The 26,219-nt window shown below is 44.2% G+C and carries 25 protein-coding genes and 1 pseudogene; 5 read left to right on the top strand and 21 right to left on the bottom strand.

The window, feature by feature from the left end; genetic code table 11:
* Positions 1-57: 57 nt before the first annotated feature.
* Together BA724_RS13480 and BA724_RS13475 are read right to left on the bottom strand one after the other, a co-directional pair.
* The gene (locus tag BA724_RS13480) at positions 58-1,320 is read right to left on the bottom strand and encodes an ABC transporter substrate-binding protein (protein ID WP_069939161.1); all 1,263 of its coding nucleotides are present in this window, start codon (positions 1,318-1,320) and stop codon (positions 58-60) included.
* 93 nt (positions 1,321-1,413) lie between these two features.
* Complete coding sequence (locus BA724_RS13475) at positions 1,414-2,511, bottom strand: M24 family metallopeptidase (protein WP_069939160.1); 1,098 nt, start codon at positions 2,509-2,511, stop codon at positions 1,414-1,416.
* A 326-nt stretch (positions 2,512-2,837) separates the two neighbouring features.
* Here BA724_RS13475 and BA724_RS13465 point away from each other — a divergent pair.
* Positions 2,838-3,958 (top strand): IS3 family transposase gene (locus tag BA724_RS13465; RefSeq protein WP_141719940.1). Its coding sequence is split into 2 segments (ribosomal slippage): positions 2,838-3,087 and positions 3,087-3,958, totalling 1,122 coding nucleotides; the frame shifts between segments, so codons are not numbered across the junction.
* A gap of 365 nt (positions 3,959-4,323) precedes the next feature.
* Here the strand turns inward: BA724_RS13465 and BA724_RS13460 are convergent.
* Entirely contained in the window at positions 4,324-6,063 is a 1,740-nt protein-coding gene (locus BA724_RS13460) for a methyl-accepting chemotaxis protein (protein WP_083256229.1), read from the bottom strand.
* Positions 6,064-6,235: 172 nt separating this feature from the next.
* Between BA724_RS13460 and BA724_RS18055 the strand changes: the two are divergent.
* Positions 6,236-6,538: pseudogene (locus BA724_RS18055) on the top strand (transposase); the annotation flags it as partial.
* A 137-nt stretch (positions 6,539-6,675) separates the two neighbouring features.
* Here BA724_RS18055 and BA724_RS13455 read toward each other — a convergent pair.
* The 6 genes from BA724_RS13455 to BA724_RS13430 all read right to left on the bottom strand — a co-directional run bounded on the left by BA724_RS13455 (position 6,676) and on the right by BA724_RS13430 (position 14,467).
* Positions 6,676-7,419 carry a glycoside hydrolase family 191 protein gene (locus BA724_RS13455; RefSeq protein WP_141719939.1) on the bottom strand — a complete coding sequence of 248 codons (744 nt, stop codon included), beginning with the start codon at positions 7,417-7,419 and terminating at the stop codon, positions 6,676-6,678.
* A 186-nt stretch (positions 7,420-7,605) separates the two neighbouring features.
* Positions 7,606-9,078: an exopolysaccharide Pel transporter PelG gene (gene pelG / locus BA724_RS13450; RefSeq protein WP_069939158.1), complete on the bottom strand. Its 1,473-nt coding sequence runs from the start codon at positions 9,076-9,078 to the stop codon at positions 7,606-7,608.
* Positions 9,041-10,498 carry a GT4 family glycosyltransferase PelF gene (gene pelF / locus BA724_RS13445; RefSeq protein WP_069939157.1) on the bottom strand — a complete coding sequence of 486 codons (1,458 nt, stop codon included), beginning with the start codon at positions 10,496-10,498 and terminating at the stop codon, positions 9,041-9,043. The genes pelG and pelF overlap by 38 nt, the downstream gene beginning before the upstream one ends.
* Positions 10,495-12,339 carry a DUF2194 domain-containing protein gene (locus tag BA724_RS13440; RefSeq protein ID WP_069939156.1) on the bottom strand — a complete coding sequence of 615 codons (1,845 nt, stop codon included), beginning with the start codon at positions 12,337-12,339 and terminating at the stop codon, positions 10,495-10,497. Before BA724_RS13440 ends, pelF begins: the two co-directional genes overlap by 4 nt.
* Positions 12,336-13,229: a tetratricopeptide repeat protein gene (locus BA724_RS13435; RefSeq protein WP_069939155.1), complete on the bottom strand. Its 894-nt coding sequence runs from the start codon at positions 13,227-13,229 to the stop codon at positions 12,336-12,338. Before BA724_RS13435 ends, BA724_RS13440 begins: the two co-directional genes overlap by 4 nt.
* Complete coding sequence (locus BA724_RS13430) at positions 13,226-14,467, bottom strand: GAF domain-containing protein (protein ID WP_069939154.1); 1,242 nt, start codon at positions 14,465-14,467, stop codon at positions 13,226-13,228. The genes BA724_RS13435 and BA724_RS13430 overlap by 4 nt, the downstream gene beginning before the upstream one ends.
* Positions 14,468-14,734: 267 nt before the next feature.
* Here BA724_RS13430 and BA724_RS13425 point away from each other — a divergent pair, with 267 nt between their 5' ends.
* Positions 14,735-16,093 carry an MATE family efflux transporter gene (locus BA724_RS13425; protein WP_069939153.1) on the top strand — a complete coding sequence of 453 codons (1,359 nt, stop codon included), beginning with the start codon at positions 14,735-14,737 and terminating at the stop codon, positions 16,091-16,093.
* An 83-nt stretch (positions 16,094-16,176) separates the two neighbouring features.
* Here BA724_RS13425 and BA724_RS13420 read toward each other — a convergent pair whose 3' ends face one another.
* The 12 genes from BA724_RS13420 to BA724_RS13365 all read right to left on the bottom strand — a co-directional run bounded on the left by BA724_RS13420 (position 16,177) and on the right by BA724_RS13365 (position 25,194).
* Positions 16,177-17,490, bottom strand: coding sequence for a TrkH family potassium uptake protein (locus tag BA724_RS13420; protein ID WP_069939152.1), 1,314 nt, complete (start codon positions 17,488-17,490; stop codon positions 16,177-16,179).
* A 56-nt stretch (positions 17,491-17,546) separates the two neighbouring features.
* Positions 17,547-17,852, bottom strand: coding sequence for an SDR family oxidoreductase (locus BA724_RS18900; RefSeq protein WP_069939151.1), 306 nt, complete (start codon positions 17,850-17,852; stop codon positions 17,547-17,549).
* A gap of 83 nt (positions 17,853-17,935) precedes the next feature.
* Entirely contained in the window at positions 17,936-18,568 is a 633-nt protein-coding gene (locus BA724_RS13410; RefSeq protein WP_069939150.1) for a hypothetical protein, read from the bottom strand.
* Between the two features lie 141 nt (positions 18,569-18,709).
* Positions 18,710-20,152 (bottom strand): lmo1851 family serine protease, encoded by a 1,443-nt coding sequence (locus BA724_RS13405; protein WP_069939149.1) that lies wholly within the window; start codon positions 20,150-20,152, stop codon positions 18,710-18,712.
* A 99-nt stretch (positions 20,153-20,251) separates the two neighbouring features.
* The gene (locus tag BA724_RS13400; RefSeq protein ID WP_069939148.1) at positions 20,252-21,019 is read right to left on the bottom strand and encodes a M15 family metallopeptidase; all 768 of its coding nucleotides are present in this window, start codon (positions 21,017-21,019) and stop codon (positions 20,252-20,254) included.
* Entirely contained in the window at positions 21,019-21,723 is a 705-nt protein-coding gene (gene deoD / locus BA724_RS13395; protein ID WP_069939147.1) for a purine-nucleoside phosphorylase, read from the bottom strand. The genes BA724_RS13400 and deoD overlap by 1 nt, the downstream gene beginning before the upstream one ends.
* Positions 21,724-21,804: 81 nt before the next feature.
* Positions 21,805-22,566 (bottom strand): sporulation protein, encoded by a 762-nt coding sequence (locus tag BA724_RS13390; RefSeq protein ID WP_069939146.1) that lies wholly within the window; start codon positions 22,564-22,566, stop codon positions 21,805-21,807.
* A 57-nt stretch (positions 22,567-22,623) separates the two neighbouring features.
* Positions 22,624-22,851, bottom strand: coding sequence for a YozE family protein (locus tag BA724_RS13385; protein WP_069939145.1), 228 nt, complete (start codon positions 22,849-22,851; stop codon positions 22,624-22,626).
* Between the two features lie 29 nt (positions 22,852-22,880).
* On the bottom strand, positions 22,881-23,306 hold the full coding sequence (gene msrB / locus BA724_RS13380) for a peptide-methionine (R)-S-oxide reductase MsrB (RefSeq protein ID WP_069939144.1): 426 nt from the start codon (positions 23,304-23,306) through the stop codon (positions 22,881-22,883).
* Complete coding sequence (gene msrA / locus BA724_RS13375) at positions 23,303-23,827, bottom strand: peptide-methionine (S)-S-oxide reductase MsrA (RefSeq protein WP_069939143.1); 525 nt, start codon at positions 23,825-23,827, stop codon at positions 23,303-23,305. Before msrA ends, msrB begins: the two co-directional genes overlap by 4 nt.
* A 12-nt stretch (positions 23,828-23,839) precedes the next feature.
* Entirely contained in the window at positions 23,840-24,418 is a 579-nt protein-coding gene (locus BA724_RS13370; protein WP_169818552.1) for a YpmS family protein, read from the bottom strand.
* On the bottom strand, positions 24,415-25,194 hold the full coding sequence (locus BA724_RS13365; protein ID WP_069939141.1) for a GDSL-type esterase/lipase family protein: 780 nt from the start codon (positions 25,192-25,194) through the stop codon (positions 24,415-24,417). The genes BA724_RS13370 and BA724_RS13365 overlap by 4 nt, the downstream gene beginning before the upstream one ends.
* A 123-nt stretch (positions 25,195-25,317) precedes the next feature.
* Here BA724_RS13365 and BA724_RS13360 point away from each other — a divergent pair, with 123 nt between their 5' ends.
* Complete coding sequence (locus BA724_RS13360) at positions 25,318-25,809, top strand: PCYCGC motif-containing (lipo)protein (protein WP_069939140.1); 492 nt, start codon at positions 25,318-25,320, stop codon at positions 25,807-25,809.
* Positions 25,810-25,887: 78 nt separating this feature from the next.
* Entirely contained in the window at positions 25,888-26,214 is a 327-nt protein-coding gene (locus BA724_RS13355) for a cyclic-phosphate processing receiver domain-containing protein (protein WP_069939139.1), read from the top strand.
* Positions 26,215-26,219 lie beyond the last annotated feature (5 nt).

Here is a 26,219-nt window from a genome sequence, read left to right as displayed (position 1 = left end):
ATATATTTCGTATAAAAGGGTTGAGCAGACAGCTTTGCCTGCCCAACAGCTTTTTTGTTACTGCAATTGTGCCTGCGATTCTTTTTCAGCATCTTCAAGTGCTTTTTTAACGTCTTTCTGGCCTAATAGCGCTTCATTGACTGCTTTGAATAAAGGATCTGAAACAGGACCCCAATTCGCAACTGCCGGCGAATATTGAACGTAATCAAATTGCTTTGCCACTTGTGGCTGCTGCTTCAACTTACCGAACTCTTCGCTTTCATAAACCGCTTTCGAAGCAGGAGCCTGTCCAGATTCTGCCCATGCCATGCCGTTATCTGCCACGTAGCTTAAAAACTCTTCAATGCCTGTTACGGTCGTTTCGTCTTCCACACTTGCCGGAATGACAAAGTTATGAGAATTAGCAAACACTGCATCTTGTTTTGTACCGAGACGCGGAACCGTTGATACGCCAAAGTTAATATTAGATTCTTCAAATTGATTCAGCATCCATGGCCCGTTTAAATGCATAGCGTTTTTGCCTTGCAGAAATAACGTTAGTTCTCCATCCTGCTGCACGTTTTCCGGAGACACTTTATATTTTGAAATTAAGTCTTTCTCAAATTCAAGAGCATCTACAACCGCTTCAGATGTGTAATCGGCTTTTCCATCTTCAATCAATGTCCCGCCATTTTGGTAAACGATTGTCGGGAAAATGAACTGCTGCGGCCACAATGTTGGCAACGCAAAGCCCCACTGTCCTTCATCTGCTTTGGTTAATTTCTGTGCCGCTGCAATAAATTCCTCACGATTCGTTGGCGGGCTTTCAGGATCTAGCCCTGCTGCTTTAAACAAATCTTTATTCCAGTAGAACATAAGAGGGTGAATATCAAGTGGAACGCCATATGTGGTGCCCTCTACTTCTGCTCCTTTCCAGGCATTTTCGTGATATTGGTCTTTTTGAACCGTATCGCCAACAATATCATCTAAACCTTTTAATACATCTTGCTCGGCATACGTCATAATTTGATCGCCATGCATAATCATTAGCTCTGGAGCATCCTCTTGGCCATTTAAAGCGAGGTCAACCGTTTTATAGTATTCTGACTGAGGGACAATCTGCAGCTTCACATCATATTCATCTTGCTTCTCATTGAAACCGTCTACAATTTTCTGCATGTTTGGACCATCAGGACCAGAAAATGGCGCCCAAAAAACAATTTCTTTATCGCCATTGCTTTCCCCAGAACCGCCGCCCGTTGAAGAATCTGATGGACCACATCCTGCCATCAATCCAGCAAATAAACTCGTTGTCGCTACTAATGAAACCCACTTCTTCATTACATTACCCCCTTAGTAATCGCTTTCATAAAGCTAAATAATTTTATTAATTAAATTACTTAACTAACTAAACCCAACAATACAATGAACCTTTTAAACTGTCAATATTTTTCTGACTAAAATATCTGGTCTTTTATATAAAATCTCATCCTGTTTTACACAAATAGACGGCCAATCCCCCGTATGCGTCATAAATTCTACCTTGTTTTTGTGGACTAAAATCGTATCTTCTGATTTAAATCCAGGTAATGATGGATTCCAGGCATAAGCCTGGTTTTCTTTAATAATGGATTTGTCATTCAGCACTGCCAGACGTTCACGTGACTGATAACCTGTCAATCCGCCTTGATGCAGCAACTTCCAATCATCAGGAAATCCAGCTGCATGATATTCTTCCATCGCTGTTTGAATAACGAAGCCTGCTTCATTACCAGGTAAAGTGACAGCGTTCATTTTCACATCAATTTGTGCCGTTTTTTTGATATTCTCTCTTAAGACAGCCGGCACTTCTCCAAAGTGGACAAATCGGGTAACATTTGCAACAAGTCCGCCGCTTTCGGCACAGAGCACGACCATCGCATGGCGCTCAAGCTGCTTCATTGTCGGAATTGGGTGACGGTACTGATAAATACGTTCGTCCGTCGCTACAAGGGCTACCTGCACATTGATGCCGCGTTCTACTGTCTTAACGTGAACCATAGAAGCAATTTCGAACTCGGTCATACCCGGTTTAATTTGATGGCACACACTCTCAACCATTTCACCCGCTTCTTGGCACAGATATCTGTAACGACTAATCTCATTTAATGAAAGCACAGATCGGATGTCAGCAAGTAAGTGATCGACGTGATCAAAGTCACTATATGGAGTATCTGAAGCTATTCTTTTTCCTTTCGTCAGTTCCTTTACGATGGATTCGGTTGACTCCATCCAGCCAATAGATCGCTTTTCGAATGAAAACGACAAATCCCTACATTCCTCTTTAAGAATTCGAGCTTCCTCCATTGAGGTTGTGATCAAATAATGAGCATCCTGAAAAATAAGCCAATCTGCCACACCACTGGAGTCAGACAAAACAATATGATTGTGCTTTCCTTCTGTCAGCCACGAAAAATTCCGACGGCTTTTTAAAAGAATCCCCTCATAGTCATTCTCTTTTAGAAATTTTTTTAGTTTTTCAATAGGGTTCATAGTCATGCTCCTTTTATATTAATTAAATTAATTTACTTAGAGTATACCACAATGTGAAAACGAAAAGAGGCATTCCGGATGGAAAATGGATATTTTAAAGCAGGTTACTGATGTAACAAAATTCCCCGCAGGAAATACAAAACTTTATTTCTCCGCCTTAAAGGTTTTATTAATACAGCGAATCCAGGGAGTGAAACTATCAAACCACCGGGCTAGTCTTTCTCTCTTCTCCCCCTACATAACCTAATCTGGAGCGTCTACACTTATCTGGACAGAAAAATTAAGGTCACGTACACTGGATCTAAAACAGATGAGGAGCTCCAACTATGACAAAGCGAGAACGCCGCACCTTCACGCCCGAGTTCAAAAAGCAAATGGTGCAGCTGTACCAGAATGGAAAAACGAAGCGAGCTATTATTGATGAATATGATCTGACTCCGTCCTCTCTTGACCGGTGGATCAACCAGGATGAAACCTCCGGTTCTTTTAAAGAGAAAGACAATCGTTCTCCTGAACAGCAGGAGCTTTTAGAACTCCGCAAGGAACTAAAGCAGCTTAGAATGGAGAACGATATTTTAAAGCAAGCCGCGCTGATCATGGGACGAAAGTAAATGTCATTAAGCGAAATAAAGACAAATACTCGGTATCAGCAATGTGCAGCGTCCTGCAAATCTCACGTAGTACGTACTACTATGAGGCCAAAGAACGTCAGTCAGAAGATGACGTAACAGGCGCTGTGATAGAGATTTTCGAACAAAACCGAAGTGCCTACGGCACACGCAAGATCAAAGTTGAACTGTACAAGCTTGGATTTACGGTTTCCAGGAGACGTATTGGCCGTATCATGAAGGAACAAGGGCTTGTTTCTTCCTATACAGTGGCACAGTTCAAGCCGCAGAAAACTCCCTGTAATGAATCAGTTCAGGCAAACGAATTGAAACGTGAGTTTCAGCAGACAGAAGCAAAAAAAGTAGTCGTCAGTGATTTAACATACGTCAAAGTCAAAAATAAATGGCATTACGTATGTATCTTTGTCGATCTCTTTAATCGCGAAATCATTGGCTTCAGCACAGGACCCAAAAAAGATGCAAGCCTTGTCGCACGAGCTTTTTCTTCCATTCAAGGTGATCTGCGGGACATCCAGCTGTTCCACACCGACCGTGGCAGCGAGTTTAAAAACCAGCTCATCGATGAAACGTTAGCGGTCTTTCAGATTGACCGCTCTTTAAGCATGAAAGGCTGTCCATATGACAATGCCGTGGCGGAAGCCACGTTCAAAATCATCAAAACAGAGTTTGTCAGCCAAATGAAATTTGATAGCCTGGAGCATCTTACGCTTGAATTCAGTGATTATGTTAACTGGTTTAACAAGCTACGAATTCATGGAACACTAGGTTACGTAAGTCCAATTGAATACAAACGATCGTCCCTTAAAAGAGTTGTCTGATTTAGTGTTGACAATCCAATCTCAGAATTCCGGAGTCTGTCAAGTGCTTTCCTTAACCAGCTAGCTCCCGGATCCTCAAACACTGCCAAAAGCTGAGAAGAAAAAGGAACCAAAGCTTAGAAAGCCAAAGTTCCCTTCATCTATCCAAATTTTCATTGTCTCCTGCTGGGGTCGCGATCACAGGTACCCTTTAAGCCTCTCCCATCTTCAAGCCTTCAATGCTATGTTCCTGTACAATGACTTCAAGTTCATCTACGAGGCGGCACATCAAGTGGCTTTTCAAATCCTCCGGCGAGGAATGCTCTTGTCTAATTTTTCCTTCCCTGCTACAAGAAGCAGTGCCTGGATAGCTGGTGGATTAAGCTTTAAATTTTAAACTTTCCTACCAGATTATGCAGCTCTTCAGACATTTTGGAAAGAGCCACGGCTGAAGCCGTAATTTCCTGCATAGAAGCGACCTGGTCTTCCGTAGACGCTGAAACGGTCTGAGTGCTTGCCGCTGTTCCTTCGGCTACTTCAGACACAAGGCTAATAGAGTGCACCATTTTTTCCGTTTCAGGAGCAACATTCTTCACCGCCTCGAGGACCTGCTCAAACTGGACCGATACTTCCCCGATGCTTTCTTGAATGTGCTGGAATGATTCACCGGCCTGGCCGACAACCTGAATTCCTTCTGATACTTCGGCTGTGGCGTGCTGCGTTGAATCGATGGTTTTGTTTGTTTCCGCATGAATCACATTGATCAGCTGTTTAATTTGTTCAGCGGATTTTGCAGACTGTTCCGCAAGCTTGCGGACTTCATCTGCGACAACCGCGAATCCTTTTCCGGATTCACCTGCCCTTGCCGCTTCAATAGCTGCATTTAAGGCCAATAAGTTTGTCTGCTCGGAAATGCCAGTGATAACCTGAACAATCTGCCCAATTTCTTTTGAGTTTTCACCCAGCCCCTTTACGGCATCTGCAAGCCCTCCAACGGTTTTATTGATCGAATTCATCTGCAGAACCGCCTTTTTCAGGGATTCATCCCCTTCCGCCGCTTTTTGGGAAGCTTCAACAGCCAGAATTGATGCTTTCTCCATATTTTTTTCAATCTGTCCTCCACCGCGGGCGACGCCCTCCGCTGCCTGAACCGTGTCTTCTATGCTTTGAAGCTGCTTGACTGTGCCTGCTGACACGCTGTCAAGCGTTTCCGCAATTTGTTCGCTCGATTTACTTGTCATTTCTGCACTTGCCGTTAGCTGTTCGGATGTGGCCGCTACTTGCTGCGAAGCATCTGACACCTGCTGGACAATGTGCCGCAAATTACCTGTCATGATGTTGTAACTATCAGCCAAATGGCCAAATTCGTCTTTAAAATGAATATCGACAGACTGTGTTAAATCTCCTTCGCTTGCTTTTTCAATCGCTAAACGAAGCTTGTTTATCTTTTTAAAGATAAGCTGTGCAAAAAAGTAAGAAGCAGCCAGCGCACCAATCAATGACAGAATGGCCGTAATTAAAAATTCCCTCTGCAGACCGTCCATTCTTCTTTCATATAAAACTTCTTCCCGCCCGCCGGCACCGATGATCCAGCCCCACGGCTCATAGTACTCCAAATGGCTGATGTACGTGTAAATAGGCTCTCCTTCATTCTGCCATATTTCTCTATAAATGCCGCCCGTCTTTTCCCGGTTTGCCCACGTATCCCGGACCGTATATTTCCCATCTACTTGATAATCCCAGAGGTTTTGGCCTTCCGTAGGGGCGGGATGCATCGTCATGACGCCATCTTCCTGAAAAGCCCAGAAAAACATATAGTCGTTTTGAGACATTTTAGTCTGGGTAATATCCCTGGACCCATCAGGCATTTTCGGACCATTTACATATGTTCTGAATGTTTCCTGTGCCTCTTCTAATGTCATATCGCCTGCTTCCACTCGTTCATTTAACAAATTCGCAGTGCCGATTACATCTTTATTCACATTGGTGAACATTTCTTCCCCAAGGTCAATAATTTCGTCTTTCGCGCTGTCGTAGGCAATCAAAAACATAACGATTAAAACAGTTGCTAAAATCACAAAAATAAACAGCATTAACTGATATTTTAAACTTATTCCCCTTTTCAACCTAACCCCTCCAAAATGTTCTCATCTCTTCTTAACAAGCCCGGTTTCCACAAAAACATTCGACATTTACCAAACAAAAGACCTAATTCTTTTATACCATAAAATATTATAAGTTACTATATTTATATATCCTCCAATTTTGCCTGTATAATCAAAAAAGGTATTTTTATAAAAATGTAAAGTTTGTCCGATCGGGGAAGGATGTTATTAGACAGGGGCTAAAAGTAAAACGTATTCGGTGACCATTAATTCGAACTAACATACGGAACAAGAAGCGTTTCAAAATAGTGAGGAATTCAAAAGGCTCGCACGCGAACGATATAAAATTGAAGCGAAGAACAGCGAGCTAAAACACAGGCATGGGTACGACACAGCGTCATCGGCGGGTCTTTTTGGCATAGAAATACAAGAGGCCACCGCGATTTTTGCGGTCAATCTAAAAAGAATCATTACACTGCTAAAGGAAAAAGAATAAAAAAATGAATAAAAGAAATAGGCAGCTTTCTGTTCAAAATCGAACAGAAAGCTGCCTATTTTCATTTGAAAACAATTAAGAATGTAAAAACGCAATTTTTTCAGTGGCCTCGGTATTGAGAAAGAGCAGGCTTTTCCTTATAGATCATCATAAATATCATCTTTATTGTTCGTGGAAAGGAACCCGAGGCTGTGGCTGTAATCGTTAGAGCTTTTATTGTTCGTTACTGTGAATGTATCGAGTTGATGGCTCTTTGAACGGAAATAAGCTATCCAGCTTTGAGACCATTTATCCTGCCTGACCATTTCTTTGTCGAAGTCTTCCCAGAGCACACCGTCTATGTATGGAAGGGACGCTGCTTTTACAGTGTCAAAGCCCCAGTTTTGCATCACATATAAGCCTGGGTATGATTGTTGAACTTGGGCTAAAAGCGCTGTATAACCTTCTCTTAATTTTTTCTGAAGTTTTTCATTCTCATAAAAATAATCATCAATATTGCCGGCGGTATCAAAGAAGACACCATCCATTCCTTTCTTGTGAACGTGTGATGCTACTTTCGACAGTACTACGTTTCGGTAATGCGCTTTTGTAATATCCATCATGTAGGACTCCCATTTCGGAATGTGCCATTTTTCATTGTTTTTCAAAAGGAAGTCAGACGGCTGTACAAGATCTTCATGCCATACTTCAAGCTCCATTACGCTGACATAGCCCAATACCCTTGTGCCTTTATTCTGAAGTTCCGCCACTTGTTCTTTCGTAAACGCAGCCGGCTCGATCACAACCATGTCATATCCAATCAGCTCTTCCACCGCTTCTTCTGTCGCGGCGCCATAATAAATTTTAAACGAATGTACATCATTCATTCGATTGTTAACCATGATTGCTTTCGCTCCTTGAAAAGAAAAAGTGAATTCCAAAATGAATAAAAAAAACGCCAGTTATGTATTTTGGAAGCATAACGCTGCCTCTTTTACTTTTTTACCCTCCGATGTAAAAATACAGCATCATAGCCATCATCTTATATAAATACGTCTTAGCAAACGGTTTATAAAAAAATCCCGCCTTTATGTCGTGCGGGATATTTTTTTATTTTTATTTAATTTTTCTGCCAGCGATGTAAAAAAAGCGGGCTTTCCATGCTGTAGCGCAGGTGCAAATACATGGTAATCAATTTTTTTCACATAAGCAAACAGACGCTGAAGCGAGTACATGAACGCTAGGATAGAACCTAATGCAAAACTGATGCCATAGGCTCGTTCCCCAAATGGCAGCAAAATCGCTGTTAAGAGAAGGTTTAATGTAAAAAACACTGCAGCCGCTTTTGCTGCACCGCTTTGATCTTCAAAATAAAGCATGAGCAGCATATTAATTAACAGCATAGCATTCGCAAAAGCACCGATGATCCCAAGCTGAAGAATCGTATACGCATTTTGATCTTGTCCAAAGTTAAAGGAATAAAATAAAACGCCCACAATGATTAAAAAGGTCACTACGCCTTGATTGCGCATCAGACGCTCAATTTCGTCACGAAGCGCTTTTTGCATATCTTCTTTTGACTGATTAATCTGGTCAAGTGTTCCACCATTATTAATATAGTTATAAAACCGTTTATATTTTGTGTAAAAACGGGTCTCGATGCTGACGACAAAAAACATGTACGTCGGCACAATCGTCAAGTACGACCAAAAAATGGCTGTATCATACTGAGGATTCATGCGAAATGTATCCGCAATTACCAGGCTGCCTTCCCCAAACCAGATGAGCACATTGCAAACCCATAAACCGGCATTGTAAAAAAAGCCAGCCCAGAACAAGCGCGGAAATTTATCGATATAAGTCAAGAAGGAAAACATACCGTCCGTCGATTTTTCTGGAAACATTTGAAGAAGAATGGTACTCAGCCAAACTGCCGTCACAATCATGCCGAACGTAAATGAAGCGATCACCCAGCCTTCAAATAAAAACGCGGTACTGGTTTGAATCGGCAAAACCGAGACAATCCATGTACATGCTACAGCTACAAACGCCCCTGCGCCAAACGCTTTTGTAATCGCTGTATAATTTTTTGCGGCTGTTAAAAAGATTGTTTGAGACCAAATAATATTGAGCGCTAAAAATAACATGAGCAGCAGCCACTTGTATACAATCGGCATAGGCGATAGCAGCGCGAAAACGATCCATATCGCTGTTGAAATTGCTGAAAGAAGCAGAATCAGCCCTGCCATTGTTGGAAATAAACTGTTTACATCTTTTGCATAAAGCCGGTCAGCCGCATACCGGGTGGCGATTAACTGGAAGCTTCCAAATAACAGCTGTGAAAAAATAAAGCAGTAAGAAATGGATGCTGTAATAATATTAAGTCCATTAAACGATGGATCGCCAAATTGCGCGATAATGGACTGAATCAATAAAAGCGCGGCGATTACAATCAGCCATGGACCTGCTGTGACCATCGCAGTAAAGCTATATGCCTGCATATGAGAAGACAAGTGATCTTCTTTAAATAACTTCTGAAGATGAAACCCGATGCCGGCCATCGCTCTCCTCCTCTCTTTTAAGCGAATGATAAACGGTACGATATTGGGTAATAACATGTTGCAGCTGATAGTATACTTCGATTCTTTTTTGGCCGATTAAGCCCATATCCTGGATATGGTCCTGGTTGTTATAAAACCATTCCATTTGAAATGCGACCGCATCCGGCGCGACAGCCGGTACGTAAAACCCGCAGCGTCCAAGTTCATCCTCAGCCGCCCCTGCAACCAATTCCCGACAGGATCCAACATCCGTTACAATCCATGGGATGCCAGCTGCCATTCCTTCAAGCATCGCTAACGGCTGTCCTTCAGAGACACTTGTCAGCACAAGCACGTCTGTTTTTTTCAAATAGGCTTTTACATCGGCCTGCCCGGTCATCACAATATTGTCCTGCAGTTGAAGACGCTCGATTAACTCTCGGCATTCTTCCGCATATTCAGGCTCTTCTGTCGTTGGTCCGACCAAATAAAAAAGAAAAGGAATCTCTTTTTCTTTTATTATTTTCGCCGCATAAATCATTGTTTTTACATCTTTGATTGGCACGACCCGCAAGACAGAGGTAAAGATGATTTCTTCTCGTATTTTCGTTTCGACCGGTCTCAGGCCGGCATAAGCATCCATTTCTACTCCGTTTGGAATCACCATAAGCTTTTCTGAAGGAGCACCAGCTTCTTCCTGCAGACGGCTGTTCCGATCAAACAGTGAGATAATGACGTGAGCGCGGTCATACGCTTCATTTGCTAATTTTTTAAAAAAACGAATCCACCGATTTTTGTAAATGGACGGAATCCAGTCGGCTTTTAAAATTTCTTCTTCACGTTCTCTTGTATAAAGTCCATGTTCTGTCAACACAAGCGGGCAGTCAAACCGAATGCTCAAAACAGAACCGAGCAGGCCCCCATAACCCGTTGAGACTGTGTGAATGACATCAGCTTCTGCCGTATCGGCCTGCAAAACTTGTATAACGGCCTGGTACATCGACCGAAACATCCACAAGTAATCGAGAAAAGAAGCCGTTATTTGTTCTTCCACATAACATTTTTTAACAATGTCGTAAAAAATCGTACTATTTAAAAAAGCTTCTGTATTCCCAACTTTGTCCTGTTCCTGTAAAATTTGCAGCGCTTCTTTTCCGGATTGTTTAAAAGCAAACCAGTTTGAAACGATCTCGACTTCTTCATCTGTTAATTTTTTTGACGGGTAAATCGGTTTCACGTCTTTATGAAGCGGAATGATTTCCAGTCTTTCTATATTTTCCGGCAACGTGTACTTCATTGTCATGGAGGGATCTTTATGCGTCACAATGGCATAAATTACAAATTCATGCTCCGAAAAATGACGTACCATCGTTTGAACCCAGGAAGCCACCCCGCCACTGACAAACGGGTAGCTTCCTTCTACAACCATTCCAATTCTCATGACTGAACCTCCATAATGTTAATCTCTGCTTCAGCTTCTTTTAATTGTACATTGTACAAACCTTCAGAGAGCTTAATGACTTTCCCATACGAAAATGTTCCTTCTTCAAGCTCTTTTCCCTCTTCCACCCGAACAAGCAGCGACGTAGTGGACGGTACTTTGTCATATGAAATAAAAATCGATTCATCTGTATAGGTTCTCGTAATCTTTGACTTTTGATACGCTTTTATCGCTGCGGTAGCCTCCCGCTGTGTCACACTCGTCAAAAATGGATACCACTTTCGGACATCTTGAAGAAGCCTTTCGTATTTAAACGCCATTTTTGCCCAGCTGCTATTTTTTGAACGAAATGGGTCCAGCACATCGTCCGGGTGAATAAAATGAGAAATTGTCCCAATGTGGGCCATGGCATCCGCCATTGTAAATGTTGCCGAATTGTCAAGGCTGTATCCGCTTGTTACACGTGGATAATGGTACAGTTCCGGATAGGTTTCGTCGTATTCAAATTCTTGTATAAAGCTGCCGTTGCTTTCAGATCCCGTATATAAAGATGCTATCGTTTTCAATTCTGGCAATTCTTTTACGAGCACGTCAATCCCTTCCCGGTCAATAATATTGGACGGCGGCACATACGTCTCAATCTTCTCATTAGGGAAAAAGTGAGCCACTGTTTCTTTTAGCTTTTTCACTGCTTCTCCCATGCTTTGTTGATCCGGCCACGGAACATAACCAAGCTCCGGATCAATGTACGTGCCCGCTGTTACTAACGGCTGATGGTTATATCCGTGATACCCGATCTCTCCTTTATGTCCCAACAAAGTCCGTCCGTAATAAATGTAGGGCCGACGGACTGCTTCCGTCATCTCTTTGAATGGCGGATTCACATTGTTTTCGTATGTCGCAATGGTTCCGCTTGTAATCTTAATACCATACTTTTCAATCATCTTTTCAATGTCCCGCCACCAGTAATGCTTATAAAAATCCCTGACAGATATTTCTTCATCTATAAGACTTGTTCCTGATAAAGACCCCTCTGGAACAGGTGAAGGAAAATCATCGATGTACACAATTTCTGTCCCAACCTGCGCAGAAACGAAAGAAGGGAATAATAAGCCAACTGATTGAACCATCAAGCCGCGTGCTGATTTTTCATTTAATACAGCTGTATTCCAGACAGCCGCTTTTCCTTCTCCAAAATCATTTGTCCAAAAAACCGGATTGCTCTGTGCACTCATCCAAAGATCCGTTGTTGTCTCATCAAGCTCCACTTGAACGGAGCTGTGGGTGAACAGATTCGAATCTACAGGTACTTCCGGGTAGCCTGGGAATAATGACTTCTCAAACGTCAAGCCCTTCGCCGTAATAAATTCTCCCATCTCACTGATACCAAGCAGGTCCAGCCACTCGTCTTGATAATAAAAGCTGTTTGCTACAAAAAGCCGGCCGCCTTCTTCAACAAATCTACTTAACTTCTCAACAGATAAATCTTGAAGATGGTCCCCTGAAACAAAAATAGCATTGTATGGGGATGGTTCAATTTCATCAATTTCATCTTCGTCAAGCGGTAACGTTTGGATGTGAGCATAACCGGACGCATACGCCAAATTTTCTCCTACCTTCGCTCCAAGGTCGCCTTCACCTGAAATAACATAAAGCTGAATGGTTTCTCCTTGATTTGATTTGTTGTCCGCCGTTAAAATCTGAAATGATTGCCTGGCGGGTGAGGCTTCGGACTTTGCCGACCTCACAAAATAATCAGATCGAAAAAACAAGATAGCCGCAACAGCCAATAGAAGAACACCACCGCTGATCCAAACCAATTTATTTGATGTTTTAGTCATCTGTTATTCCCCATCCTGTCAATAATCTGTTCAAATTTATACGGAAACTCAATATTATGTTTAGATGCTTTTCGGATCATATTGTACACGGCGGGCCAGTTTCCTTGTTCATAAAATGTTTCAATGAGTCCCTCATATCCGGAAGAAGAGGCCGGATTCAACTTCACGAGCAATTGAAAATAACCTGCCGCGTCCTCATAATTTTGCTCATGCAGGGCCTGTTCCCCCCGATAGTATAAAAGAATAGTTTCTTTCGGAAATAAGGCTATCGCCTCATCGATAAAGCCCTTGCACTCTTTTCTCAGCTCTTCCTTCTGGCTGCCATTTAAAAAGCCACTTTGAAGAAAAGAACGATATACAGTTATGAGTTCCAAGTAAGGCTTACTCTCATTTCTGCATTGGCTGCGCAACATTTCAATATTTTTTTGAAAGCGGTCTTTCAAACTATTCATGCTGACTGCCGCGTAATGGGCTGTTTCGGTATTATGATGACGAATGGCCCGCTCTAGAAAGAATCCCTGTCCCGTAATATCTAATTCACTCAGTTCCATAATCAACTGCTTTTGTAACTTGTTTTTGTCTAGGCCAAGACCTGATAAAAAGGGAATCAAGTTTTCATCTGCTGCGGCCTGCCTGCGAATATCAGCATAGTTCACTACTTTTTGCTGCATATAATTTTCGTATTCCTCAAACCAGTCGATAGTCTTCCTTTTTTTATTAAGACCCTCCAAAAGCAGAGAGGCGAGCAGTCCTACAATGGGAAAAGCAGCGGACAGAATGAAATAATACAACAGCATTCCGGCATAGTCTTCTGTCACGCGTCTGCTCAAAGATCTATATACAACTATCATGATAATGAGATACATCATATAAAGAATGATCCAGCTCATGTTACTTCCACTCGTTTCGTTTCAATGATCTTTTGCTTAATCCGCTCCAAAACAATCTTGCTTTCCTCTGCATTTGTATTTGGAAGAATGATCATCAGTTTAGCGTTTTCCCTATCAAATCCAACAACATCAATTTTACAAATCTGGCGCAGCTGTTTGCTCAATAATTCCTGCAATTCATATACATTGACTGTCAATACACTCAGTTCCATATACGTAAAAGGAAAGCCGAACATTTTTTCCCTCGTTTCATATATAGACAATACATGCTGCATTTCCGACGGATAATAAATGCCTGTTCCCTCATATGTTTTTTTCCTTACATCATCATTCCACCACTCCCCGGCATGGTCAAGGCGATCACCCAACCAGCGGATAAACCAGACAAACAGCTCAAACTGGTGATTGGTCACTTCCTTAAAGGGAAGGCGGTCTGCCACTATTAAATATTGAATTTGGTCATTGATAAAGACCGGTCCTGCAATCATTGGGGCATTTTGTGGATCTGCTTCCATTCTGAAATAAGGAATGCCGTCCGATAATGCGCGCTCGATGACCGGCGGCTTTTCATCAAGAATGGACTTTTGAAAACGCCTTTTTGTCTCTGATGATTCGACTTTTAGGCGCAAGACGCTATGATCTCCGCTAACAGAATAAATAGCCACCTCTTTTGCACCCAGATCTTTTTTTAACACTTCTATGGCCCGGTCAAGAACAACTTCAGGATGCTGGTGATTAATTGCCTTAAACATTGAGTAAATGGTTCCTAAATGGTTGTTGTTTTCAAGCAGCCGCTCTTTTAACACTTTTTTCGTCTCATTAAGCTGGTCGACAGTTGCTGTTAACTCCCCCATTTCCCGCTTTATGTACGTATTTTCATCAACAATATCCTTATATCGCTCCTGTCTCGACGTGCTGTATAAGCCGCATATTACGGCTGAAAATGCTAGAAAAAGAGTCTCGTACATAAATTCCTTGGAAACAAAATAAAGTAAAATGTCTTCTGATGTTGCAATTCCATACATGATTCGATACAAAAACGATAGAACAAATACTCCAATTGCTGAATAAATACCATACTGAGAAGAAAACAAAATAACAAGAACCGCTATCGCTAAAAGCTGAACTGTTTCTTGATGAAAAAAACCATTACTAAAATAAAAAAGAATGCCTAATGCCAAAAAGGCAGCCAACGGTTCAACAGCCGTTCTCCATGTCTTGTTTTGAACGTATATCATCTTATCTTTCCTCTCTTATTCTATTGGGGCAGGACATTCTTCCCTATCACTACTTTTCTACCTTATTCGAGTGGGGATAGATTATTCGTCCATATCACCACACTTCTATATACCTATTCAAGTGGGGGATAGATTATTCGTATATATGATATCTTTCATAAAAAAAGTACAGGCAATCTAAATTTATTACTTGTCAATATACCTTTTATCTCGATCTTCCAGACCATTTTTGTGCTATACTATTTTCCGGTGAAGGAGTTGATCAAGTTGATTGAAACGGCTACTATGCGTGCGAAGGTACGCCAATTTTTATACATTTTAATCCCGATCATGGTGACGCAGATCGCCATGTTTTCAATGACATTTTTCGATACAATCATGTCAGGCCGCTATAGCGCGGATGATTTGGCCGGCGTGGCAGTCGGCTCTTCGCTTTGGATGCCTGTATATACCGGCCTTAGCGGGATTTTGCTGTCAATTACGCCAATCGTCGGGCATTTAATTGGCGGAGGCCGGCGGGAAAAGGTTTCCTTTTCCGTCATGCAGGGGGTGTATGTGGCACTCGTCATTTCTGCTGCAACGTACGCGCTCGGTTTTTTGCTGCTTGAGCCGGTGCTTGGATTGATGAATTTGGATGAAAATGTTCGGAGGATTGCGTTTGAGTATGTGATCGCCCTGTCGTTCGGCATCGTGCCGCTTTTTTTAACAGCCGTGCTGCGCGGATTTATTGACGCGCTTGGCAAGACCCGCACATCGATGATGATTACATTGATGGCGCTGCCCCTGAATGTCGCGTTTAACTACGTGCTCATTTACGGAAAATTCGGCTTCCCGGAACTCGGTGGGGTCGGCTCCGGCTATGCGTCGGCGGTTACGTATTGGCTTATTTTCATTTTAGCCGCTTGGATTGTTTGGCGTCACGAGCCGTTTTCAACATACCGGCTGTTTTATAGGCTGCCACGCGCCACATTTTCAAAATGGAAAGAAATCTTGGTGCTCGGTCTTCCGATTGGCTTGTCGATCTTTTTCGAAACAAGCATTTTTTCTGCTGTGACACTGCTCATGAGTGAATACAGCACGAATGTCATTGCCGCTCATCAGGCAGCGTTAAATTTCTCTTCACTGACGTACATGATTCCAATGAGTGTGTCGATGGCGCTCACGATTGTGATCGGTTTTGAAGTCGGAGCTGGCCGGTTTCATGACGCCCGCCGCTACAGTCTCATCGGCATTTTCATGGCGATTGGCGTTGCGGTCGTCGGCACCGTTGTCATCTTTACGTTCCGCGATACATTTGCACACTTGTATTCAACCGATTCGGAAGTGCTGGAGCTGACAGCCGGCTTCTTAGTGTTCGCCGCCATTTTCCAACTGTCCGATGCGGTGCAGGCGCCGGTTCAAGGGGCACTCCGCGGTTATAAAGATGTCAACGTCACCTTTATGATGACGATGATCAGCTATTGGGTGATCGGCCTCCCGCTCGGCTGGGCACTTGCCCGTTGGACCGACTGGGGACCGTACGGCTACTGGATCGGTCTTATCACGGGCCTTACGTGCGGCGCCATTACACTTTCTGTACGGCTCCGCATGGTTCAAAAGAAACACACATCACGCTTGGAGGCGTGATGTGTGTTTCTTTATTTTTGGTCTGGTGATGCTGAATCTGTGTCCACTCACCAGCACAAAAAAACCTCTCTGTAAAAGAGAGGTTACCCTGTTAACACGTCCTCAGACGGATATTTAAAATGAGTATCGTGTTTTTTGGCAAATATATACGCGAGAGTCAGCGGCCCGACTTTCCCCATAATCATCAGTACAATTAAAATACCTTTGCCGAGGTCAGACAGGATGGGCGTCAAGTTCATCGATAGCCCGACCGTCGCAAATGCCGACATCGCTTCGAACATGAGCGGTAAAAACGGCAAATCCTCAACGACGTTAATTAAAAATGTCCCTGTCATGACCGTAAAAAAAGCGATCATCGTAATGGACAATACACGTATAACGTATTCTGGCTTAATCGTCCGCCGGAACATATGAATATCTTTTTTCCCTTGAATGTATGTAATCATTGCGGCCGCCATCACGATAAACGTCGTCAGCTTAATGCCACCGGCAGCAGACCCGCTGCCGGCGCCGATAAACATAAGCATCATCATAAAAAACGCCGTTTGGCTGTTAATGGCGCCCATATCAATCGAATTAAAGCCGGCGGTCCGGGTTGTCACAGCTTGAAACCAGGAGGCCTGCAGCTGGTCGAACAGCGGCATGCCGCCAATTGTGTTATTGTTTGTATGCTCCAGTAAATAAAACATGATAAACGCAAACACATTCAGTCCAGCTGTCGCCGTTATCATAATTTTCGTGTGAAGCGACCATTTCCGGAAAGAGCGATGTTCATATAAGTCAACAAGCACTGTAAAACCGAGACCGCCCAAAATAATAAGAGAGGTGATGCCGATTGTAACGATTAAGCTGTCCGCGTGCTGCACCATGTTGTCTGGCCAAAGCCCGAAGCCCGCATTGTTAAACGCGGAGACAGAATGAAAAATGCTGTAGTACATACCGTTTACAAAACCATACTGTGGCACCCAGTCGATTGCTAAAAAACAGGCGACAATCAATTCGATCGCAATGGAAAACAGCAGCAGGTTGCGCACGAGTTTCACAACACCGCCAAAATGCAGCTGACCGAGCGCCTGCTGAACGATCAGGCGCTGCTTAATGCCAATGCGCTTGCCGAGCAGCACAAATACAATGACGGAAAAGGACATAATACCGAGACCACCCAGTTGAATAAGAAGCAGAATCACCATCTCCCCCAAAATCGTAAATTCTGATCCCGTATCAACCACCGCAAGACCGGTTACCGTAAAGGCGGATGTCGCTGTAAACAGGGCATCCGTCCAGGAAAGCGGTCTGTTTTCAGAAACAGGCAGCTTTAGAAGCAGAGTACCTATTAAAATGACACTTAAGTAGATAAGAAGCAGAATAGCCCCTGGTTCAAGATGTTTCTTTTTCATCAACTGTTCCTTCTTTCGTCCAGAATGGACCCATTTTACTTTGTACTCCTTAAAAATCAAAGCTGATTTTCAAGTGCGAAAATATTTTCCCTGCCCGCCGGTTTCTGGACGGCCGACAGGTACATGAGGATCAGCGCATATTCACTGGCCGCGGAAACATCCTGTTCTTTCCGCAAGCCTGCAATGCCACCTGTGGCCGTAATGCCATAAGATGTTTCTTCAAGCGCAATCGTCTTCATTAATGAAGCAAGCCCTGTTTTTGCCGCCACAAATGCAGAGCAGTCCATCCCATCCCGGCGCCGTTTCCATCCGGTTAAAACCAAAATAATCCGCCCACAACCCCGTTCCTTCATGCCGGGCAAACAATACCCTCATTCTTCTCTATTATCGTAAACGAAGGGATATTCTGCTGACAAATTTAAAAAACCGATGCTTTAGCACCGGCTTACACTGATTCATTCATGCAAATAAACCCTTTTACATGAATGTTGTATTTTTTCAGCAATCGAACGGAAAAGTTCCGTTCCACCGCTGATGCGGCCGCAATGTAAACTTCCTGACCGCCGAATTTATCCGCGTTACGCGGAATATAGCCGCACGGAATATGCTCCGCGCCTGCAAGAGGCAGACGATTGGCTTCCTGCCAGTCCCGTACATCAATAACGGGATGACCGGCCACCTCATCCGGCAAAATGCGCTTCACATTGACCGGCCAATACCGTTTATAACCAATCAACAAAGCAGCCGTTAAAACCGCCGCTGTGATGATGAATCCTGTCATTTCATATTCCCCCCTCAGTTTCAATGCTTTTATTTTATACGCACAGGTTATAAAATCAGTCTTTTGTTTTACTTTTTCAAGGCCTTGGATATATGCATGGATAAGGGTCATTTTCTCCGAGTCGGATAATGACGAATCGTTTACACGGCGCACCGCTTCAAAAAACTTGGTCTCCGGTGTTTTACGGAGCCGTGGATGATTCAACTTATCTAACAGCTCATTTCCCACTGCTTCATCAGCATCTGAAAACGTGCTCCCTTTCCAAAGCGCTCGATAAAGCGCCTGCCAGCCTCCCAAGACCCCCCTTCCTTTACTCACAGCATTTATTGTATGCGGAAAGACACTTTCTGTCTAGACATCGCGCTTATTTTTTATTTATACTGTTCGCTTGCAAAAGAAAAAGGATGCCCCCGCTCCCGGAAGACATCCTTTTTGACCTTATTTGATTTTCGCTTGCACGGATTCGACCGCCCGTTTCAGCTGCGTATCGTTTTCTTCAAGTTTCAAGCGCAGATTTTCCATCAGCTTCGTCGTTGATGCGCCCGTTAAAATGCCGGTCGCTTCGATGTCGGCCGCTTCCTGGAATTCTTCAACTGCACTTTCCGTTGATTCATCAAAATAGCCGTCTGCTTTGCCTGGTTTGTAGCCAAGTGCCGTCAGCATTTGTTCGGCCGTTTTCACTTCATCTGACAACATTTCAAGCTTCAGCTCGGATTCCGGATTAATATACGTTAAGCTAGCGTAATCCGGAAGTGCGACAGCTGTGTCCGGCGTAATGCCTTTTTCGTGAATCCACGTGCCGTTTGGCGTCAGCCATTTTGCTGTTGTCAGCTTCAGGTTGGACTCATCGCTGAAATCTTCTGCAGACTGAACCGTTCCTTTACCAAATGATTTTTCACCAATCAGTGGAATACCCGCTGATTCACTTAACGCCGCGGCCAAAATTTCCGATGCGCTCGCACTGCCGCTGTCAATTAACACAGCGGCCGGCAATTCGATTTTTTCGCCGCCTTCTGCTTTATACGCCTGCTTTTCACCGCCGGATTCTACTTGCAGAATGTTTTTGCCTTCCGGTACAAACAAGTTGGCCATTTCAATCGCCTGATCAAGCAGGCCGCCCGGATTTTGGCGAAGATCTAATACGATGCCTTTCATTCCTTCTTTTTCCATATTCACAAGAGCTGTTTTCAACTCTTCTGCTGTGTGGTCTGAAAAGCTCGTAATTTGAATGTGGGCAATGCCGCCTTTACCCATTTCTGCATAAACGGTTTCAATCGGGATCTCGTCACGAACGATCGTAATGTCCTGTGGCTTTTCTGTTCCCGCTTTTTGTACTTCCAGTGTCACTTTTGTTCCTTTTTCCCCGCGAATTAAAAGCACGGCTTCTGACGCGCTCATGCCTTGAATGCTTTTTCCGTCAACGGACAAAATCATGTCATTCGGCTTTAAGCCCGCTTTTTCGGCCGGTGATCCTTTAATCGGAGACACAATCATAATAAAGCCGTCCTGCTCTTGAATTTCCGCTCCAATGCCCTGGAACGAGCTTGAGACGTCTTCATGAAACTGGGATGCTTCTTCTTCATTCATATAATCTGAATATGGATCTTTAAGTGAATCAATCATGCCGTTGATGGCACCGTTGACGAGCGTTTCCTGATCCACCTCTTCATAATACGTGCTTTTTATTTTGTCATATGCTTCATACAATTTATTGAATTCTGACCGGGCCGGTGAACCGACATCGACTGCTTTCTCGTCACCGAAAGCGAGCGTAATTGTGGTCACCGCCGCCGTAATAAACACGAGCGCAAAAATCATCATAATAAACGGAAACCGTTTTATTTTGACGTAATGGCCCTGTTCCGGCTTTTCTTCTTCCATTCTGTTCCCCGCTTTCTACATCTCTGTACACTGATCATCTCATTTTAGCAGTTTTCGCGTATTTTGGAAAATAAAAACCGTAGAAAAAAAACCGGCAGTTTATTCTGCCGGCTTCATTTCTTTAAAATAGTCTTCCAATGTCCAGTCATTTTCATAAATCAATGTCGCCGCATCACGCCCGACATAGCGGAAATGCCACGGTTCATAAATGTACTGGGTAATGTCTTCTTTTCCTTTTGGGTAGCGCAAAATAAAGCCGTATTCGTGGGCATGATCTTTCAGCCATTGGCCTTCTTCGGTTTCTTCAAAGGACTGGTTTAATTCAAATCCGTTGCTTTCCGAGGAAATGTCCATCGCAAGGCCCGACTGATGCTCACTCATGCCAGGCGGTGCAATCGACTTTAACGCTTCTTGTTCACTGCTTGAGGCAGCTCCTGCCGCTAAAATTTCTTTCTGGCGGTCATATGAACGGTAGCCTGAGACGGCAAACAAATACTGGCCATCTTCTTCAGCACCTTTAAACAATGTTTCAAGCGCTGCTGCGGCATCACGCCTCATGTAGCTTTTTTCAATGTCCTGGTCGCCGAATGAATATTGCACATTCGGCCGGATAAGGTCCGGCGGCGTGTAATCAGATGGCAGCGCGAATTCTTTATTCACGAGCACGAGCGGGTTTTCCGGGTTTTGGATAACCTGCACACCGTCCACCTCTTTCAATTCATTGAAATACGATGCGTCAATGACAGGACCAGCTTCTTTTTCTGCCGCCGGCGCGGTTTGTTCCGTTTCTTTTGCGGGTTCTTCTTCAGCGGGAGTACAGCCGGAGAGCAGGACTGCAGCCGCCAATGTTAAAACCGTTTTTTTCATTACGACTGAACCGCCGCTTCAAGCGCCACTTCGATCATTTCATTAAACGTTGTCTGGCGTTCTGCCGATGTCGTTTCTTCGCCGGTAATGATATGGTCGCTCACCGTCAGGACAGACAGCGCACGACGGCCGTGTTTGGCAGCCAGCGTGTAAAGAGCCGTCGTTTCCATTTCGATTGCCAAAATACCGTATTGTGCCCATTTTGCGTGGTCCGCGTTGTCATTGTAAAATTGATCGGCTGTAAATACATTGCCGACTTTCATGTGCAAGCCTTTTTCTGTTCCAGCATCAAACGCCGCTTTTAACAGTTCCCAGTTAGCTGTCGGCGCGTAATCGATGCCGGGGAAGGTTACGCGGTTCATGCTTGAATCGGTTGAAGATGTCATCGCTAAAATAACGTCACGCACTTTGACGTCTTTTTGAATGGCGCCGCATGTTCCAACCCGGATCAAATTTTGCACCCCGTAGCTTTGCATCAATTCATTTGCGTAAATTGAAATGGACGGAACACCCATGCCGGTTCCCTGAACAGAAACCTTCTTTCCTTTATATGTTCCGGTATAGCCTAACATGCCCCGGACTTCGTTATAACAGACCGGATTTTCCAAAAATGTTTCGGCAATGTATTTCGCCCTAAGCGGATCGCCTGGAAGCAGGACCGTTTCGGCAATGTCGCCTTGTTTTGCACCAATGTGTACACTCATTCAAAATTCCTCCATAAAAACATTTGCTCACCCGGACGCGTACTGCGCGTTTCATTCGAGTTATTCAGCCTCATTATTTTATCATGCAAAGCGGCGGATTGTCTCGTCGAGCTTTGAACGCACCTGCGAAAGCTCCTGGCGCTTAATACGCAGACGGACATTCGTTTCATCGGTGCCCATCGCTTCCGATAAAAAGCCGCCAAGCCCCCGTGCCCGCTTATCTACTTGCAGGAGCACATTTACTTCGTCTTTCGATTGCTGCAAGAATGTGACTTCAAGTTCATCCAGCTTGCCTGCATACGCTCCGGTTACCGGAACGAATTCAAACTCCTGCACAAATGGATAGCTGGTCAGGCGGGCGTGCTGGCATTCCACTTCACGGAGACGGAATCCAAGTGAACGAACGCCATCCAGCACTTCTTCTGCCATAACGGTTGGCTGTACCTCAATAAAGTCTTTGTCAGACGGATCTACGGCCTGCTTAATATCAAGCCCGGTTGCGACCCAGACGCGTGTTTTCCCCTTTGTCACAGGTGTTTCATGCGGAAGTGTCATTTCAAGTGGAAATTCGCGTGTTTCCCCGGCATTGATCGTAAACGGTTCATTCAGCTTTTCTTTTATAACGACCGCTTCGTCAGTTACTTTCCGGTCATCTGTTTCACGCTCATACGTTGTCATGACCGCGACATAAATAGAATCGACATCCTGTGCTACATTGCCGCCTTTGACTTCGACAATGCCGCGTATCACATCACCTGCTGTATATTTCGCTTTTTCAAGCTTTGTGTCCACTTTTGCATTTCCGATTCCGATGCTTGCCAATGCTTTATTAAATAACGCCATTCCGCATCACTCCATTCGTGGTAATAACTCTATTACGCATAGAAACGAAAAAAAGTTTCAGCGGTTTAATTCATCTTGCTCATATTTTTCCCATGCCGTATCAAACACGCTCATCGTCGGCAAATAATCGACGTCCATTTCCAAATAGCGGCTCAGCACATCATAGGAATCGGCTGTTTTCGGAAAAGAATGGTCGCCGAATGCCGCGTTTGCAAACGCCGCCAACTCGTCACGCGGCGGTTCTTCTCTATATTTCATTAAATAATGATAAAACGATTTGTGCATAAAGTCTCCTCCTCAAAAAAAAAGACCTTTTAGCAAAGGTCTTTGTATTCGCCGTATCCTTCCGCCTCCAAGTCTTCTTTCCTTATAAAGCGGAGCGCGGCGGAGTTCATGCAGTAGCGCAGACCGCCTGCTTCTACCGGTCCGTCAGGGAAAACGTGGCCAAGATGCGAATCCGCTGTTTTGCTGCGGACCTCGGTACGGATCATGCCATGTGACGTGTCCCGTTTTTCAAGTACTTCCGCATCTTCAATCGGCTTTGTAAAGCTCGGCCAGCCGCAGCCCGCATCGTATTTATCTTTTGATGAAAAAAGCGGTTTGCCGGAGACAAGATCCACGTAAATGCCATCCGCTGTTTCATTCCAATATTCATTGTGAAATGGCGGCTCTGTGCCGTTTTGCTGAGTCACATTATATTGCATCGGGGAAAGCGTTTCTTTTAAATTTTCTTTGTTCATTTAATGTCCCTCCAGTGTGATTGAATAAAAGCGGCGCGCCCGGAACCCGTTTGATACGCGTTATAGTGCGCCGGATTTTTCTTGTAATAATCTTGATGGTACTCTTCCGCCGGATAAAAGGTTTCGGCCGGAAGGACCTGTACCGCGATCGGTTTGTGAAACCGTCCGCTTGCGTTTAGTTCTTTTTTGGATTGTTCAGCAAGTTCTTTTTGCTCATCCGTTGTGTAAAAAATAGCCGGCATGTATGAGCGGCCCCGGTCGTAAAACTGGCCGGTCACATCCGTCGGGTCAATTTGCATCCAAAACACGCCAAGCAGCTTTTCATATGAAAAGATGTCCGGATCAAATGTAATCTCAACGGCTTCAATGTGGCCGGTTGCCCCGCTGCACACTTCTTCGTATGTGGGGTTTTCCGTATGGCCTCCTGTATAGCCGCTTATAACGGCCTCAATACCCGGCTGCTCATGAAATGGTTTGACCATACACCAAAAACAGCCTCCTGCAAAGATTGCTTTTTCCATCTTTCCTGCCTCCTATTCAGCGGCCTTCTCCGGCAAAAGCACCGCAAATTGAATATCATCTTTTTCCAAGTTAAATGATTCGGCTTTTACACGCATGCCGTTATCAAGCCGCATTTCCGCAAGTGATAAATAAATCCGTTCCTCGTTCGGTACGACATGTACCCACTCAGGAAACGCATATGCGCTGTCTGCTGTCTTCAGCACATATGAGGCTGGAATATCAAGCAGCCCAACGCGCAGCCCGTTTTGGCGAAGAACGATGTTGCCATCCTCCAGCGCTTCCGGCTCAAACGTCATGTAATAATCAATATCTGTTCCAAATACCGGAAAAGATCCGTATAATTCTACATCGTCGCCAATGTAAACGTCGTAGTCAATCGGGGCATTGGCGGCTTCTTCTGCTAAAAAATAGTTCACAAGCTGATTCAGCTCCGCCTTTGACGACGTTACATGAAATGCTGTTTCGCCTTCCACTTCTGCCACCACCGGTTTTTCCACATCCGATGGAAGAAAAATCAGCATGGCCAATAGCCCAATCACGGCAATGATGCTGAATAATAATAAAAAAAAGGCCACTTTCCACTTCGTCAATTTGATCCCTCATTTGGAAAAACTATTTTATTGTTAGTCAGCTCCTCAAGCGGATCGCCGTTAATGGTATCAAAAATACGGCCCGCCATTTGTTCATACCCGATATCATTTGGATGAAACTGGTCTTCGAAAAACAACCCGTCACTGCCTTCACCGAAAATTGTCTCGACGTTTACAAATATCGTCCGGTCCATTGAAGCGGCCACTTCATCCGCCCGCTCGTTCCACGTCCGGACAATCAGTTCATCGTCATCCGTATCAACAAAAATGCGGCCGAATGGATTGTATATGCCGACGAGGACAATCCCGGCATCTTCATTAATTGCACGAACGGTTTCTAAAACAGTTTGAATCCGCTCCGCATAGCCGTCTTCTTCTTTTTCAAACGTATCAACTGTTAAATGAGACCAATTTTCTTTCACAACTTTGACCACATCATTGCCGCCAATTGTGATCATGACAATGTCGGCCTTTTTGATGTCCGCTTGAATTTCCTCCTGCTCCAGCCTTTTAATAAGCTGGTCGGTTCGATTGCCCCGCTTGCCGTAATTGACAAACGAGGCGTCTTTTATTTCATCGAGCGATTCCAGCTGCTCTTCCAAATACGGCACATAGCCGCCTGAATTTGTGCTGTCGCCGACTCCCTGCGTCAACGAATCGCCAATCGACACAATATCTACATTTTGCGGAATACTTGGCGCCGCCGTTTCTTGTACTTCGTCCGCGCATCCTGCCAGCATCATGGCCAGAGCTATGCCCGCCATTACCCGTTTCACCGCGGTCACCTCTTCTTAATCTAAATCGTATCACGTTCCTCGCACAGTTGAAAGTAATTGCTTTTCAATGTATGATTATATCAGTTTTTCCGTTATTCTTCTATTTGAAAGGAGCACTATCTGTTGAAAAAACAATTATCCGTAATCGTCCTTACGATGGCGATTCCTTTTGCGGCTGCCTGCGGAAACGAAGACGAAGCCCAATCACACGAAAGCCATACTGCGCACACTGCAGAAAATGGCGACTTGCAGGAGATGACCGCATCGGCGGACACACTGCCGTCTTTTTTAGATGATAAAGATGACAATATGCGCGCGATTTATTTAGCTGCCGCCAAACATGCGGACGTACTTGACCAAATGCCATGCTACTGCGGCTGTGGAGAATCGGCCGGGCACAAAAGCAACTTAAACTGCTTTATTGCGGAACAAAACGGCGATGAAATTACGTGGGACGATCACGGCACACGCTGCGGCGTCTGTCTTGAAATCGCTGCGACAGCCGCTGTCATGACTGAAGAAGGCAAATCTCCAGAAGAAATTCGCACACTTATTGATAACACATATAGTGAAGGATACGCAGAACCTACTCCAACTCCACTACCGGGCGCTTAAAAGGCGTCTTTTTTTATTCGTATAAAATTCCAAAGTATGGTACAATGTATATACGTCGAACAAAAGAGGATTGATAAAATGAGTATCAATGTTTTTCTTGATGACTATCGCACATGTCCTCCTGATCATACACTGGTTGAAACGATCGCTGAATGTTTCACATTACTTTCGACTGAAAAGATCGGGCACCTTTCGCTCGATCATGATTTAGTCAGCAAAACACAAAACGGCTTTGTTTTAGTGCAGCTCATGGTGGAGCATCAGCTGTTTGCGGAACGCATTACCATTCACTCCGCAAACGCAGGCCGCGGAAAAGCAATGTACCTTTATTTAAAATCCGCCCAGGCTGAATTCAAAATGCCACAGTCTATTAAAGTGACACTTCGCCCTTTGCCGCTTCACTAATTCTA

It is taken from the genome of Domibacillus iocasae, from assembly GCF_001750285.1.
Taxonomy (GTDB): Bacteria; Bacillota; Bacilli; order Bacillales; family Domibacillaceae; genus Domibacillus; species Domibacillus iocasae.
Note: the sequence above shows the minus strand (reverse complement) of the source record. Positions and strands in the feature narration are given on the sequence as shown.